General features: G+C 68.9%; 12 protein-coding genes and 1 tRNA gene. 12 read left to right on the top strand and 1 reads right to left on the bottom strand.

Annotation, left to right across the window (positions count from 1 at the left end):
- Positions 1-71: 71 nt before the first annotated feature.
- The 5 genes from QFZ76_RS18955 (at position 72) to clpX (ending at position 4945) form a co-directional block, all read left to right on the top strand.
- Positions 72-148: transfer RNA gene (locus QFZ76_RS18955), tRNA-Pro, on the top strand.
- Between the two features lie 205 nt (positions 149-353).
- A complete protein-coding gene (gene tig / locus QFZ76_RS18950) occupies positions 354-1751 on the top strand; it encodes a trigger factor (protein ID WP_307674847.1) in 1398 nt (465 codons plus the stop codon).
- A 385-nt stretch (positions 1752-2136) separates the two neighbouring features.
- The gene (locus QFZ76_RS18945) at positions 2137-2742 is read left to right on the top strand and encodes an ATP-dependent Clp protease proteolytic subunit (protein WP_307680063.1); all 606 of its coding nucleotides are present in this window, start codon (positions 2137-2139) and stop codon (positions 2740-2742) included.
- A gap of 51 nt (positions 2743-2793) precedes the next feature.
- Positions 2794-3474 (top strand): ATP-dependent Clp protease proteolytic subunit, encoded by a 681-nt coding sequence (locus QFZ76_RS18940; protein WP_307674846.1) that lies wholly within the window; start codon positions 2794-2796, stop codon positions 3472-3474.
- A gap of 184 nt (positions 3475-3658) precedes the next feature.
- Positions 3659-4945, top strand: coding sequence for an ATP-dependent Clp protease ATP-binding subunit ClpX (gene clpX / locus QFZ76_RS18935; RefSeq protein WP_217239967.1), 1287 nt, complete (start codon positions 3659-3661; stop codon positions 4943-4945).
- A 91-nt stretch (positions 4946-5036) separates the two neighbouring features.
- On the opposite strand, the gene QFZ76_RS18930 is transcribed toward clpX, so the two are convergent.
- Positions 5037-6086 carry a hypothetical protein gene (locus QFZ76_RS18930; protein WP_307674845.1) on the bottom strand — a complete coding sequence of 350 codons (1050 nt, stop codon included), beginning with the start codon at positions 6084-6086 and terminating at the stop codon, positions 5037-5039.
- Between the two features lie 136 nt (positions 6087-6222).
- Between QFZ76_RS18930 and QFZ76_RS18925 the strand changes: the two genes are divergently transcribed.
- The 7 genes from QFZ76_RS18925 to mreD all read left to right on the top strand — a co-directional run bounded on the left by QFZ76_RS18925 (position 6223) and on the right by mreD (position 14635).
- Positions 6223-8847 (top strand): valine--tRNA ligase, encoded by a 2625-nt coding sequence (locus QFZ76_RS18925; protein ID WP_307674844.1) that lies wholly within the window; start codon positions 6223-6225, stop codon positions 8845-8847.
- A gap of 404 nt (positions 8848-9251) precedes the next feature.
- On the top strand, positions 9252-10706 hold the full coding sequence (locus QFZ76_RS18920; protein ID WP_307680062.1) for a folylpolyglutamate synthase/dihydrofolate synthase family protein: 1455 nt from the start codon (positions 9252-9254) through the stop codon (positions 10704-10706).
- 8 nt (positions 10707-10714) lie between these two features.
- Complete coding sequence (locus QFZ76_RS18915) at positions 10715-11071, top strand: DUF4233 domain-containing protein (protein ID WP_307674843.1); 357 nt, start codon at positions 10715-10717, stop codon at positions 11069-11071.
- Positions 11072-11137: 66 nt separating this feature from the next.
- Positions 11138-11551 carry a nucleoside-diphosphate kinase gene (gene ndk, locus QFZ76_RS18910; RefSeq protein ID WP_266439546.1) on the top strand — a complete coding sequence of 138 codons (414 nt, stop codon included), beginning with the start codon at positions 11138-11140 and terminating at the stop codon, positions 11549-11551.
- A gap of 266 nt (positions 11552-11817) precedes the next feature.
- Positions 11818-12837 (top strand): rod shape-determining protein, encoded by a 1020-nt coding sequence (locus QFZ76_RS18905; RefSeq protein WP_004931372.1) that lies wholly within the window; start codon positions 11818-11820, stop codon positions 12835-12837.
- Positions 12838-12994: 157 nt separating this feature from the next.
- Entirely contained in the window at positions 12995-13942 is a 948-nt protein-coding gene (gene mreC / locus QFZ76_RS18900) for a rod shape-determining protein MreC (RefSeq protein ID WP_307674842.1), read from the top strand.
- A gap of 12 nt (positions 13943-13954) precedes the next feature.
- The gene (gene mreD / locus QFZ76_RS18895) at positions 13955-14635 is read left to right on the top strand and encodes a rod shape-determining protein MreD (RefSeq protein WP_307674841.1); all 681 of its coding nucleotides are present in this window, start codon (positions 13955-13957) and stop codon (positions 14633-14635) included.
- Positions 14636-14756: the final 121 nt, after the last annotated feature.

Genomic DNA, 14756 nt, shown 5'->3' with positions numbered 1-14756 from the left:
GCGTCGCGGTCCGCTCGTGAAATGCGGCGGCCCCGCTGCCTGCGGGCATGTAGCCTACGTGTCGCACCAGACGGGGTGTGGCGCAGCTTGGTAGCGCGTCCGCTTTGGGAGCGGAAGGCCGTGGGTTCAAATCCCGCCACCCCGACCATGTACCGGCCCACCCGGTCACCGCGCGGTCACCTCGCGTGACCGCCTGACCTGATCGCCTTTGGGGCGTGTCGTCGCTGCCGTTACTATGCAAGCGCACGCCCGTGTGTCTCTCTCCTCTGATGAAGTCCTCCGGGCGGCGAATCCGCCGGAGCCGGTCTGGCTCCGGCAGAAACCAAGAAGTCAGCCCCCAAGGAGACCGAACCGTGAAGAGCGCCGTGGAGACCCTGAACCCGACTCGGGTTCGGCTCAGCATTGAGGTGCCCTTCGAGGAGCTCAAGGACAGCCTCGACGCGGCGTACAAGAAGATCAACCAGCAGGTCACGGTGAAGGGCTTCCGCAAGGGCAAGATCCCGGCCCGCGTCATCGACCAGCGGTTCGGCCGCGGTGCGGTCCTGGAGGAGGCGGTCAACGACGCGCTTCCGAAGTTCTACACCGAGGCGGTCAACGAGGCGGAGATCGACGTCCTCGGCCAGCCCGAGGTCGACATCACCGAGCTGAAGGACGGCGAGACGCTGAACTTCACCGCCGAGGTCGACGTCCGCCCGGCCATCGAGATCCCGGACTTCTCCGGCATCGAGGTCGAGGTCGACGCCGTCGAGGTCACCGAAGAGGACATCGACAAGTCGGTCGAGCAGCTCCGCGAGCGCTTCGCCTCGACGTCCCCCGTCGAGCGTGCCGCCGAGGACGGCGACGTCGTCACCATCGACCTCGAGGCCAAGGTCGACGGCGAGATCCTCGAGGACGGCGTCGCCAGCGGCGTCTCCTACACCATCGGCTCCGGCGAGCTGCTGGAAGGCATCGACGACGCCGTGAAGGGCCTGGAGGCCGGTGGCGAGGCCACCTTCACCTCCGAGCTCAAGGGCGGCTCGGCGGCCGGCAAGGCGGCCGAGGTCACCGTCAAGGTCACCCAGGTCGCGGCCCGCGAACTGCCCGAGCTGGACGACGACTTCGCGCAGCTCGCCTCCGAGTTCGACACCCTCGAAGAGCTCAAGGCCGACAGCCGCAAGCGCCTCGAGAACATGAAGCAGTACGACCAGGCCACGCAGGCCCAGGAGCGCGTCCTGGAGAAGCTGCTCGAGCTGGTCGAGGTCCCGGTCCCCGAGAAGCTGCTCGAGGACGAGATCAACACCCGCAAGCACAACCTCGAGCACCACCAGCTCGGCCAGATGGGTCTCGACCTCGAGAAGTACCTCGAGATCCAGGGCAAGACGGCCGAGGAGTTCGACGCCGAGACCAAGGAAGCCGCGGTCAAGGGCATCAAGACGCAGTTCGTCCTCGACGAGCTCGTCAAGCAGGAGAAGCTCAACGTCAACCAGGAGGAGCTCACCGAGCACCTCATGCGGCGCGCGGCCTCCTCCAACATGTCCCCCGACCAGTTCGCCCAGGCGGTCGTCGAGGGCGGCCAGGTTCCGCTCCTCGTCGGCGAGGTCGCCCGCGGCAAGGCCCTGGCCGTCGTGGTCGAGAAGGCCACGGTCAAGGACACCAACGGCGAGGTCATCGACCTGGACGACGAGGAGGAGGCCGACGAGGCCACCACCGAGACGCCCGAGGCGCAGGCCGAGGCCACCACCGAGGCCGAGACCGAGAAGACCGAGGGCTGACGCCCACGGCACGCTGCTGACGCCCGCACGACAGGCCCTGGGGAGCTTCACGCCCCCAGGGCCTGTTCGCGTACGGCTGGACATCGTCCCTCAGGGGCGCGGGGCTGTATCGATATGCGGCTCCGCCGCGCGGGCGCGAGCAACCACAGCGGACCCGCACCCGCCCACCGACCAGTGGCCCCACGGCGATGACCCGCCCCACCCAGCGGAGCGACATGCGCTGACAGCGAACAGTCTCTTCTCCGGGATTCTCCGGAGGGACCAGCGCGTTAGGGTCCATGAATACGAGGGCAGGGGAGTCCCCGAATCGGCTCCCGCCCCGCAGGGAAACGTGAGACGGCCCGGCGCCGTCGTAAGACGAGCAGGTGGATACGTGACGAATCTGATGCCCTCCGCCGCCGGCGACCCCTCCATCGGTGGTGGCCTCGGTGACCAGGTCTACAACCGGCTGCTCGGCGAGCGGATCATCTTCCTCGGCCAGGCGGTCGACGACGACATCGCCAACAAGATCACCGCACAGCTCCTGCTCCTTGCCGCTGACCCCGACAAGGACATCTACCTCTACATCAACAGCCCCGGCGGCTCGATCACGGCCGGCATGGCGATCTACGACACCATGCAGTACATCAAGAACGACGTGGTGACCATCGCCATGGGCCTCGCCGCCTCCATGGGCCAGTTCCTGCTCAGCGCGGGCACGCCCGGCAAGCGCTTCGCGCTGCCGAACGCCGAGATCCTGATCCACCAGCCGTCCGCCGGCCTCGCCGGTTCGGCGTCGGACATCAAGATCCACGCGGAGCGGCTTCTGCACACCAAGAAGCGCATGGCCGAGCTGACGTCCTTCCACACCGGCCAGACCATCGAGCAGATCACCCGCGACTCCGACCGGGACCGCTGGTTCGACGCCGCCGAGGCCAGGGACTACGGCCTCATCGACGAGGTCATCACCACGGCCGCCAACATGCCGGGCGGCGGCGGCACCGGGGCCTGAGGCCCTCCTGCAAGCCCCCAGCCGACCGCCACAGCCCCTAGGAGAGAGACAGTGAACGACTTCCCCGGCAGCGGCCTGTACGACCGCGCACGCGCCGAGAGCACGGTGCCCGTGGCCGAGTCCCGGTACGTGATCCCGCGCTTCGTCGAGCGCACCTCGCAGGGCATCCGCGAGTACGACCCGTACGCGAAGCTCTTCGAAGAGCGCGTGATCTTCCTCGGTGTCCAGATCGACGACGCCTCCGCCAACGACGTCATGGCGCAGCTGCTGTGCCTGGAGTCGATGGACCCCGACCGGGACATCTCGGTCTACATCAACAGCCCCGGCGGTTCCTTCACGGCGCTGACTGCGATCTACGACACCATGCAGTTCGTGAAGCCCGACGTCCAGACGGTCTGCATGGGCCAGGCCGCCTCGGCCGCCGCCATCCTGCTGGCCGCCGGTACGCCGGGCAAGCGCATGGCGCTCCCGAACGCCCGGGTGCTGATCCACCAGCCCTACAGCGAGACCGGCCGCGGCCAGGTGTCCGACCTGGAGATCGCCGCGAACGAGATCCTCCGGATGCGTGCCCAGCTGGAAGACCTGCTGGCCAAGCACTCCACCACGCCGATCGAGAAGATCCGCGAGGACATCGAGCGCGACAAGATCCTCACGGCCGAGGACGCCCTGGCGTACGGCCTGATCGACCAGATCATCTCCACCCGGAAGATGAACAACGCGAGCGTGCGCTGACGGCGGACGCTGTATCGTCTGCCGCTCCTTGGCACGGTTCAGGACGGTGCACGACAACGTGCACGTCAAAGTGAACCGTGCCAAGGGGGGCCCGAACGAGGGGCCCGGCAAGGTACCGTCGGACATAAGGCAGCACCAGGAGCCGCTGGACCTAGGCGTCTCCCAGGCGAAGGGGAAGCACACCGTGGCACGCATCGGTGACGGCGGCGATCTGCTCAAGTGCTCGTTCTGCGGCAAGAGCCAGAAGCAGGTCAAGAAGCTCATCGCAGGTCCCGGTGTATACATCTGCGACGAGTGCATCGATCTCTGCAACGAGATCATCGAGGAGGAGCTGGCCGAGACCAGCGAGGTCCGCTGGGAGGAGCTCCCCAAACCCCGCGAGATCTACGAGTTCCTCGAGGGGTACGTCGTCGGCCAGGAACCGGCCAAGAAAGCCCTCTCGGTCGCGGTGTACAACCACTACAAGCGGGTCCAGGCCGGTGAGAACGGCGGCGCCCAAGGCCGCGACGACGCCATCGAGTTGGCGAAGTCCAACATCCTCCTGCTGGGCCCCACGGGCTCCGGCAAGACCCTCCTCGCCCAGACCCTGGCCCGCATGCTGAACGTCCCGTTCGCCATCGCCGACGCGACTGCGCTGACGGAGGCCGGCTACGTCGGCGAGGACGTCGAGAACATCCTGCTCAAGCTGATCCAGGCGGCCGACTACGACGTCAAGAAGGCCGAGACCGGGATCATCTACATCGACGAGATCGACAAGGTCGCCCGTAAGAGCGAAAACCCGTCGATCACCCGCGATGTCAGCGGCGAGGGCGTGCAGCAGGCCCTGCTGAAGATCCTGGAGGGCACCACCGCCTCGGTCCCGCCCCAGGGCGGCCGCAAGCACCCCCACCAGGAGTTCATCCAGATCGACACGACGAACGTCCTGTTCATCGTGGGCGGCGCCTTCGCGGGCCTGGAGAAGCTCATCGAGTCCCGGGCCGGCGCCAAGGGCATCGGCTTCGGCGCGACGATCCGCTCCAAGCGCGAGCTGGAGGCCAAGGACCAGTTCGAGTCCGTCATGCCCGAGGACCTGGTCAAGTTCGGCATGATCCCCGAGTTCATCGGCCGGCTCCCGGTCATCACCTCGGTCCACAACCTCGACCGCGAGGCACTGCTCCAGATCCTGGTCGAGCCGCGCAACGCGCTCGTCAAGCAGTACGAGCGCCTCTTCGAACTCGACGGTGTGGAGCTGGACTTCGAGCGCGAGGCCCTGGAGGCCATCGCCGACCAGGCCATCCTCCGCCAGACCGGCGCCCGCGGCCTGCGCGCCATCATGGAGGAAGTCCTCCAGGGCGTGATGTACGAGATCCCGTCCCGCAAGGACGTGGCGAGGGTCGTCATCACGGCCGACGTCGTCCACTCGAACGTGAACCCGACGCTGATCCCGCGGGACGCGCGCGGCCGGGGACCGGGCGAGCAGAAGACGGCGTAGCGACACAGACGCACGTACCCGAAGGGGCCCCGGTCAACAGACCGGGGCCCCTTCGTAGTTGAGTCCTTGGCTTCGCAGTCGAGCCTCGGCGTCAGGCCTTGACGCGGATCTCCCCGCGGATCTTCTTCGTCAGGTCGATCGCCACGTCCTTGGTGGTGCTCTTGGTGTTGTCACCGGGAGAGACCATGGCGATCGTGCTGTAGTCGGACCAGACGCAGAACCAGTCGGTCGACTCCTTCTTGGTGAGGCTGTTGGTGCTCTTCGCCGACTGGCACTTCATGAGCGCCCCGTCGAGGTCGGCCTCCTCGGGCTGTCCGATCAGCTCGGCACCGCTGCCGGAGGAGCTGGCGGAGCTGTCCACGATCTGCTTCGTGATGGCGGCGAAGTACGTGTCCAGGGCCTTCTCGGGGTCCGCGATCTTGCCGTAACCGCCCACGACCGTGACGCCCTTGGCGACCAGCAGCTCGGACTGGGGCGGCAACGTGCTCGGGTCGTTCGGGTCGTAGCCGCTGAAGTCGGCCGTCGAGTACTGCACGACGACGGCCTTGCCGTCCTTCATGCCGCTGGTCTCGAGGTACTTGGTGGTCTTCGAGTCGCTGCTCTCGCCGCCGTCGCCGACTCGCTTGTACTCGCTTGCCACGGTCGCCGGAGTCTCCAGCTTGTGCGCGCCGTCGTCCTCCAGGCCGCCCCCGCCGCCGCCGATGACGAAGTACGCCCCCACGCCTATGGCGGCCACGACGGCCACCGCGCCGATGATGATGCCCGTCTTCTTCTTGCCGCCCCCGGCGGCCGGCGGCTGCGGCACCCCGTACGGCGCCTGGCCGTAGGGCGGCTGCTGACCGTACGGCGCCTGCTGCTGGCCGTAGGGGGCCTGCTGGCCGTACGGCTGCTGCTGGGGCGGGACGCCCTGCGGGGGCTGCGGCGGCTGGCCGTAGCCCGGCTGGGCGGGCGGGGTCTGCTGAGGGTACCCGTAGCCGGGCTGGGCGGGCGGGGTCTGCTGAGGGTACCCGTAGCCGGGCTGGGCGGGCGGGGCCTGCGGCGGCTGGCCGTAGGGACCCGGCTGGCCGTAGGGACCCTGCTGACCGTACGGTCCAGGCTGCTGGGGCTGACCGCCGTACGGGCCCGGCTGGTTGTGGCTCATTTCTGGGTTCCCCTCCAGATGCTTATGTGTTCCTGACATCCTGGCGCAGTCACAGGCCACGCAAGGCAGCGGGGGCCCCACCGTTACACAAGAATCGCGTTTCGGGACTGCCCGGTGACACCCCTAAACTGAGTCCGTGACCGAGAACGCTCAGCAGCAGCCACCCGCGCCCGACACCGAACTGCCGACTCAGTACGCGCCGGCCGATGTAGAGGGGCCGCTGTACGAGCGCTGGGTGGAGCGGGGTTACTTCGAGGCGGACGCGAAGAGCGACAAGCCTCCGTACACCGTCGTCATCCCGCCGCCGAACGTCACGGGCTCGCTCCACCTGGGGCACGCCTTCGAGCACACGCTCATCGACACCCTGACCCGCCGCAAGCGGATGCAGGGCTACGAGACGCTGTGGCAGCCCGGCATGGACCACGCCGGTATCGCCACGCAGAACGTCGTCGAGCGCGAGCTGGGCAAGGAGGGCAAGTCCCGGCACGACCTGGGCCGGGAGGCCTTCGTCGAGCGTGTCTGGCAGTGGAAGGCCGAGTCCGGCGGGCAGATCAGCGGACAGATGCGGCGCCTGGGAGACGGCGTCGCCTGGTCGCGTGAGCGGTTCACCATGGACGAGGGCCTGTCCCAGGCCGTCCAGACCATCTTCAAGCGGCTCTACGACGAAGAGCTGATCTACCGCGCCGAGCGCATCATCAACTGGTGCCCGCGCTGTCTGACGGCCATCTCGGACATCGAGGTCGAGTACCAGGACGACGACGGCGAGCTCGTCTCCATGAAGTACGGCGACGGGGACGAGACGATCGTCGTCGCCACGACCCGTGCCGAGACGATGCTCGGCGACACGGCCGTCGCCGTCCACCCCGAGGACGAGCGGTACAAGCACCTGGTCGGCAAGCTCATCAGGCTGCCGCTGACCGACCGTTCCATCCCGGTCGTCGCCGACGAGCACGTCGACCCCGAGTTCGGCACGGGTGCCGTCAAGGTCACCCCGGCCCACGACCCGAACGACTTCGAGATCGGCCAGCGCCACGACCTGCCGGCCATCACGATCATGGACGAGCACGCGGTCATCACCGCCCACGGCCCCTTCCAGGGCCAGGACCGGCTGGAGGCCCGCTCGGCCATCGTCGCCGCGCTGCGCGCCGAGGGCCGGATCGTCGCCGAGAAGCGGCCGTACGTCCACTCGGTCGGCCACTGCTCGCGCTGCAAGACGACCATCGAGCCGCGGCTGTCCATGCAGTGGTGGGTCAAGGTCGGCCCGTTGGCGAAGGCCGCCGGGGACGCCGTCCGCGACGGGCGCGTCAAGATCCATCCGCAGGAGATGGAGAAGCGGTACTTCGACTGGGTCGACAACCTCCACGACTGGTGTATTTCACGCCAGTTGTGGTGGGGACACCGGATCCCGGTCTGGTACGGCCCGGACGGCGAAGTCGTCTGTGTCGGTCCCGACGACGAGGCCCCGACCGGCGAGGGCTGGCGTCAGGACACCGACGTCCTCGACACCTGGTTCTCCTCCGGCCTGTGGCCCTTCTCCACCCTCGGCTGGCCCGAACAGACCGAATCGCTCGCGAAGTTCTACCCGAACTCCGTCCTGGTCACCGGCTACGACATCCTCTTCTTCTGGGTCGCCCGGATGATGATGTTCGGCCTCTACGCGATGGACGGCACCCCGCCGTTCCACACCATCGCCCTGCACGGCATGGTCCGTGACCAGAACGGCAAGAAGATGTCGAAGTCCTTCGGGAACGTCGTCAACCCGCTGGACTGGATGGACAAGTACGGCAGCGACGCACTCCGGTTCACCCTCGCCCGTGGCGCCAACCCCGGTGTCGACGTCCCGATCGGCGAGGACTGGGTCCAGGGTTCCCGCAACTTCGCCAACAAGATCTGGAACGCGACGCGCTTCGCGCTGATGAACGGCGCGACGGTGGACGGCCCGCTGCCGGAGCCGTCGGCGATGTCGGCGACCGATCGGTGGATCCTGTCCCGGCTCAACTCCGTTGTCGCCGAGGTCGACGCGTTCTACGAGGACTACCAGTTCGCGAAGCTCTCCGACGCGCTGTTCCACTTCGCGTGGGACGAGGTGTTCGACTGGTACGTCGAGTTGTCCAAGACCACGTTCGCCGCCGGCGGTTCGGCCGCGGAGGTCAGCAAGCGCGTCCTCGGTGAGGTCCTGGACGTCACGCTGCGCCTCCTCCACCCGGTCGTCCCCTTCGTCACGGAGACGCTGTGGACCACGCTGACCGGTGGCGAGACCCTCGTCATCGCCGAGTGGCCCTCGGACAGCGGCTTCCGCGACCCGGGCGCGGAGAAGGAGATCGCGACCCTCCAGTCCGTCATCACCGAGGTCCGCCGCTTCCGCGCCGACCAGGGCCTGCAGCCGGGGCAGCGCGTCCCGGCCCGCCTGTCCCTCGACGGCACGGCGCTCGCCCCGCACGAGGCGGCCATCCGCCAGCTGCTGCGGCTCCAGCCGGAGGGCGACGCCTTCACCGCCACGGCGACCCTGCCGGTCGGCGGGGCCGAGGTGGCGCTCGACCTGTCCGGCACGATCGACATCGCGGCCGAGCGGAAGCGACTGGCCAAGGACCTCGCCGCCGCGGAGAAGGAGAAGGCGCAGGCGAACGCGAAGCTCGGCAACGAGGCGTTCCTGGCGAAGGCTCCGGACCCGGTCGTGGAGAAGATCCGGACACGGTTGGCGAAGGCGGACGCGGACATCGCCCGGATCGCCGCGCAGCTGGACCGGTTGCCGCAGGCGTAGGCGGTTCGCGTACGCCGGTGAAGGCCCCCGGAGCCGGCTGGCTCCGGGGGCCTTCGGTTGCCGTGGGGCGGGTCGCGCGGCCCGGCGCTGACGGGGTGCCGCCCGCGCCCACCCGTGCCGCCCAGGCGGCACGATTGCCCGCGGACTGACGGCGTCGGCTGCCCGCGGCTGCGCGCCGCCGCGCGAGTGTGACGGCAGCGGGGTCTGGGGGCGCAGCCCCCGGGGCGAGGGTCACCTCTTGTCCGACCGAGTCGGGTGGTGGGTGGGCATAGGCCGGGGGTCTGGGGGCGGAGCCCCCAGGGCAGGCCCCCCGCCGGCCCGCACCCACCCCCCGGCCTCCGTAGACTGGCCCCGTGAGTGACCAGCCGCAGCCCCCGCACGACAGCAGCGACTTCGACGAGATCATGGCGGCCGAGACCGAACGGGACCCGGATCTCGCGGTGATCGAGGCCGGCAGCCGTACCCTGCGCACGCAGGGCGGTTCGCCGCAGGCCGACGTGCCGACGCGCCCGGCGGACCCCGAGGTCGACAAGGCCCTGAGGGAGGTCGAGACGGAGCTCGCCACCCGCTGGGGCGAGACCAAGCTGGAGCCCTCCGTCAGCAGGATCGCCGCGCTGATGGACGTACTGGGCGAGCCGCAGCGGTCGTACCCCTCCATCCACATCACCGGCACCAACGGCAAGACCTCCACCGCCCGCATGATCGAGGCCCTCCTCGGCGCCTTCGACCTGCGCACCGGCCGGTACACGAGCCCCCACGTGCAGTCGATCACCGAGCGCATCAGCCTGGACGGCGCGCCGATCTCCGCCGAGCGGTTCGTGGAGACGTACGAGGACATCAAGCCGTACGTCGAGATGGTCGACGCGCAGCAGGAGTACCGGCTGTCGTTCTTCGAGGTGCTCACGGGGATGGCGTACGCCGCCTTCGCCGACGCTCCCGTCGACGTCGCCGTCGTCGAGGTCGGCATGGGCGGGTCCTGGGACGCCACCAACGTGATCGACGGGGACGTCGCCGTCGTCACCCCCATCGACCTCGACCACACCGACCGGCTCGGCGAGACCGCCGGGGCGATCGCCACCGAGAAGGCCGGCATCGTCAAGCAGGACGCGACGGTCATCCTGGCGCAGCAGCCGGTCGACGCCGCCCAGGTGATGCTGAAGAAGGCCGTCGAGGTCGACGCGACCGTGGCCCGTGAGGGGCTCGAGTTCGGGGTGGTGGCGCGACAGATCGCCGTCGGCGGGCAGTTGCTCACCCTGCGCGGGCTGGGCGGCGAGTACACCGAGGTGTACCTGCCTCTCCACGGCCCCTACCAGGCGCACAACGCGGCCGTCGCCCTCGCCGCCGTCGAGGCGTTCTTCGGCGTCGGCTCGCAGCGGCCCGAGCCGCTCGACATCGACACGGTCCGCAAGGCCTTCGCGACGGTGGCCGCGCCGGGCCGGATGGAGGTCGTCCGGCGGTCGCCGACCGTCGTCCTGGACGCGGCGCACAATCCGGCCGGCGCCCGCGCCACCGCCGAGGCGGTCGGGGAGGCCTTCGACTTCAGCCGGCTGATCGGGATCGTTGGGGCGAGCGGCGACAAGAACGTACGTGGGCTGCTGGAGGCCTTCGAGCCGATCTTCGCCGAGGTCGTCGTCACGCAGAACTCCAGCCACCGCGCGATGGACGCCGACGAACTCGCCGCGATCGCCGTCGAGGTGTTCGGCGACGAGCGGGTGCAGGTCGAGCCGCGGCTGCCGGACGCCCTGGAGGCCGCGATCACGCTGGCCGAGGAGGAGGGCGAGTTCGCGGGCGGCGGTGTGCTCGTCACCGGATCCGTCATCACCGTCGGCGAGGCCCGGCTGCTGCTGGGGAAGGGCTGATACTCCGCATGCGTACGCTCTGTGCTTCGACCCTGATCGGCGAGGTCTTCATCATCGGCTTCGCCGCGCTGGTCGCGATGAAGGATCCCGACCTGTCCATGACCACGGTGTGGACGGTCAGCGGCATCGCCATGTTCCTGTGCCTGCTGCTGTGCGGGATGGTCACCCGCCCCGGCGGCGTCGCCCTCGGCTGGGCCCTGCAGATCGCCCTGATCGCCTCCGGTGTCGTCGTGCCGACGATGTTCTTCCTGGGCGCGATCTTCGCGGCCCTGTGGTGGGCGTCCGTGCACTACGGACGGAAGATCGACGAGGCGAAGGCGAGATTCGCCGCGCAGGCGGGCTCCTCTACACCTGACGCTGCGTAACAAGGGGCCGGACACGCCCTGTAACCTCAGCATCCCGCACAATCCTTGATCCGAAGGAGCCCCGTCGTGAGCCAGCGCACCCTCGTCCTCCTCAAGCCCGACGCCGTCCGTCGTGGCCTGACCGGCGAGATCATCAGCCGTATCGAGCGCAAGGCCGGCTGGCAGATCACCGCGCTGGAACTGCGCACCCTGGACCAGGACACGCTGGAACAGCACTACGGCGAGCACAAGGGCAAGCCCTTCTACGAGCCGCTGGTGGAGTTCATGGCGTCCGGCCCGGTCGTGGCGCTGATCGTCGAGGGCGATCGGGTCATCGAAGGGGTGCGCCAGCTGGCCGGTCCGACGGACCCGATCGCCGCGGCCCCCGGCTCCATCCGCGGTGACTACGGCGTGATCGTGCGCGAGAACCTCATCCACGCCTCCGACTCCGAGGAGTCCGCCGAGCGCGAGGTGAAGATCTTTTTCCCCGGCCGCGCGTAGCGTCCGACACGGCCGAGTGAGAGTCTGGGGGCTTTTGTCCCCAGACTTTTGGCATATGCGTGGCGATCGAGGGAACGAGTGCCCCCGAACGCCCGTCTCCAGAAGCGAACCCGCACAGCATCTGCTGACAATGGCGGAGACCCTCACGCAGTGTTCGCGAAGGCGCGTCTACGATGGAAGCCTTCACGTCACCGCACCCGCTCCGCCGACCTGAAAAGCCCTCAAAAGCTATGGGGAAGGCCAGTCGAATCCTGATGGGGAACTCAATGTCGTTCATCGGCCGTGACATGGCTGTCGACCTCGGGACCGCCAACACGCTGGTGTACGTCAGGGGTCGCGGGATCGTACTCAACGAGCCGTCCGTCGTCGCGATCAACACCAACACCGGTGGCATCCTCGCGGTCGGCGCCGAAGCGAAGAAGATGATCGGGCGCACGCCCGGCAACATCGTTGCCGTGCGTCCGCTGAAGGACGGCGTGATCGCCGACTTCGAGATCACCGAGCGGATGCTGCGCTACTTCATCCTGAAGATCCACAAGCGGCGCTATCTGGCTCGTCCGCGGGTCGTCGTCTGTGTGCCCTCGGGTATCACGGGCGTCGAGCGCCGCGCCGTCATCGAGGCGTCGTCCCAGGCCGGCGCCCGTCAAGTGCACATCATCGAGGAGCCCATGGCGGCCGCCATCGGTTCCGGCCTGCCGGTCCACGAGGCCACGGGCAACATGGTGGTGGACATCGGCGGCGGCACCACGGAGGTCGCGGTCATCTCCCTCGGCGGCATCGTCACCGCCCAGTCCATCCGGGTCGCGGGCGACGAACTGGACAACGCGATCATCCAGCACATCAAGAAGGAGTACTCGCTCCTGCTGGGTGAGCGGACGGCCGAGCAGATCAAGATCACGATCGGTTCGGCGTACGACCTCGACGCTGACGAGCACACCGAAATCCGCGGCCGGGATCTCGTCTCCGGGCTGCCCAAGACCGTCGTCATCTCGGCTGCCGAAGTACGCAAGGCGATCGAGGAGCCCGTCAACGCCATTGTGGACGCCGTGAAGACGACCCTCGACAAGTGCCCGCCGGAGCTGTCCGGCGACATCATGGACCGCGGAATCGTTCTGACCGGTGGCGGTGCGCTGCTGCGCGGCCTGGACGAGCGGCTGCGGCGCGAGACCGGCATGCCGATCCACATCGCCGAGGACCCGCTGGACAGCGTGGCGCTCGGTTCCGGAAAGTGCGTCGAGGAGTTCGAGGCGTTGCAGCAGGTGCTGGACGCCCAGCCGCGCAGATGAATCAACTCTTCGATTCCGCCGTACGAGATGATCTCCTCTCGTACGGCGGATCGTTGATATCGAGGCATAGGCTCGCCCATAAGCGCCGCACACAAATGCGCCCATATACGTAAACACTGCACACGAATTCCTATGAGGAAGGGCACGGCCGCCGCACGTGAGGGACACACGAGAGAGCCGGCTGCTCCTGGTGCTGCTGGTCGCCGTCGCGTTCGCGCTGATCACGGTGGACATCCGCGGCGGGGAGGACTCACCGGTCGACGGTGCCCGCCAGGCCGCGGCCACGGTCTTCGGCCCGATCGAGAACGGTGTGTCGGCCGCGGTCGACCCGGTCGGCAACGCCGTATCGGCCATCCGTGACTCCGGCGAACGGCACGACCGGCTCGCCGAGTTGGAGAAGGAGAACGCGGCCCTCGAGGCGAAGCTCGGCAGCGACGACCGCAACCGCAGCCGCCTCGGCCAGCTCGACAAGATGCTGAAGCTCTCCGGCGCCGGCCAGTACGGCATCAAGGGTGCCCAGGTCATCGCGATAGGAGCGGCCCAGGGCTTCTCCTGGACCATCACCATCGACGTCGGCGCCAACGACGGCATCACGCGCGACATGACCGTCCTGAACGGGGACGGGCTGGTGGGGCGCGTGACGACCGTCGGCCCCAACACCGCCACCGTGCTGCTCGCCAACGACCCCGACTTCACCGTCGGCACCCGCATGGAGGCCGGCGACGAACTCGGCTTCGCCTCCGGGCAGGGCGACCGCCCGCTGCGCGTCGAACTCCTCAACGGCAAGGCCGAGGTCAAGACCGGCGACCGACTGGTCACCTTCGGCTCGCAGGCCGACAAGCCCTTCGTACCCGGTGTACCGGTCGGCGTGGTCGCCCGCGTCGACCCCTCCGCCGGCGACCTCACCCGCACCCTCTACGTCACGCCGTACGTCAGCTTCACCAAGCTCGACATCGTCGGCGTCGTCGTCGAGGCCCCCAAGAAGGACCCGCGCGACACGGTGCTGCCCGCCAAGCCCAAGCCGACCCCCACGCCGACCGTGACGGTGACCGTCACCCCGTCCGCGAACGCGCCGGTCGACGGCCAGATCCAAGAAGAGCAGTAGGAGCTGTAGCCCATGCGCGTCAACCGGATCCTGCTGTCCACCTCCCTGGTCGTCGTCGCCCTGGTCCTCCAGGTGAGCGTCCTCGCCCGCCTCCACCTCCCGGGCGCCGTCCCCGACCTGCTGCTCCTCACCGTCCTGGGCCTCGCCATGGTGTACGGCCATGTCGGCGGCGCCCTCGTCGGCTTCGGCGCCGGCCTGCTCGCCGACCTCGCCCCGCCCGCCGACCACGCGGCCGGCCGCTACGCCCTCGTGCTGTGCGTCATCGGCTACCTCGCGGGCCTGGCGAAACCGGAGAACGGCCGGCTGAAATCGGCCACCGGCCCCATGGCCGTCGTGGTCGCCGCCGCCGTCGGCACCACCCTGCTGTACGCCGGTGTCGGCGCCCTCGTCGGTGACACCGCCGCCCGCCATGTCGGCCTCGGCAGCCTGCTGTTCACGGCCGCGCTGTACGACCTGCTGCTCGCCCCGTTCGTCGTCCCCGGCATCATGGCGCTGGCCCGGCGCGCGGAGCACGACCCCCTCGCGGACACCAACTCCGCCGCCAAGGCCGCCGACATCTCCTCCGGCTGGCTCTCCTCGGGCACCGGCCTGCGGATCGGCGGCCAGCGCAACGGCTTCGGTGGGCTGAAGGTGAAGGCCGCCCGGGCGCGCACGGCGCGGGCCGGCCGCATCAAGGGGGTCAAGCGGCTGTGAACCCGTACGAGTTCACCCGAACGGGGTCGTTCCGGCGGAACGTGGCCTCACAGGCCCGTCGTTCATCATTCGTACGCGCACACACGTCCGCACACACGTCCGCACACTGAGAGGGGGAGGC

The sequence above is a fragment of the Streptomyces sp. V4I2 genome (genome assembly GCF_030817655.1).
GTDB classification, from domain to species: domain Bacteria; phylum Actinomycetota; class Actinomycetes; order Streptomycetales; family Streptomycetaceae; genus Streptomyces; species Streptomyces plumbiresistens.
The sequence above is the reverse complement of the archived record's forward strand: the minus strand, read 5'-3'. Positions and strand labels throughout refer to the sequence as shown.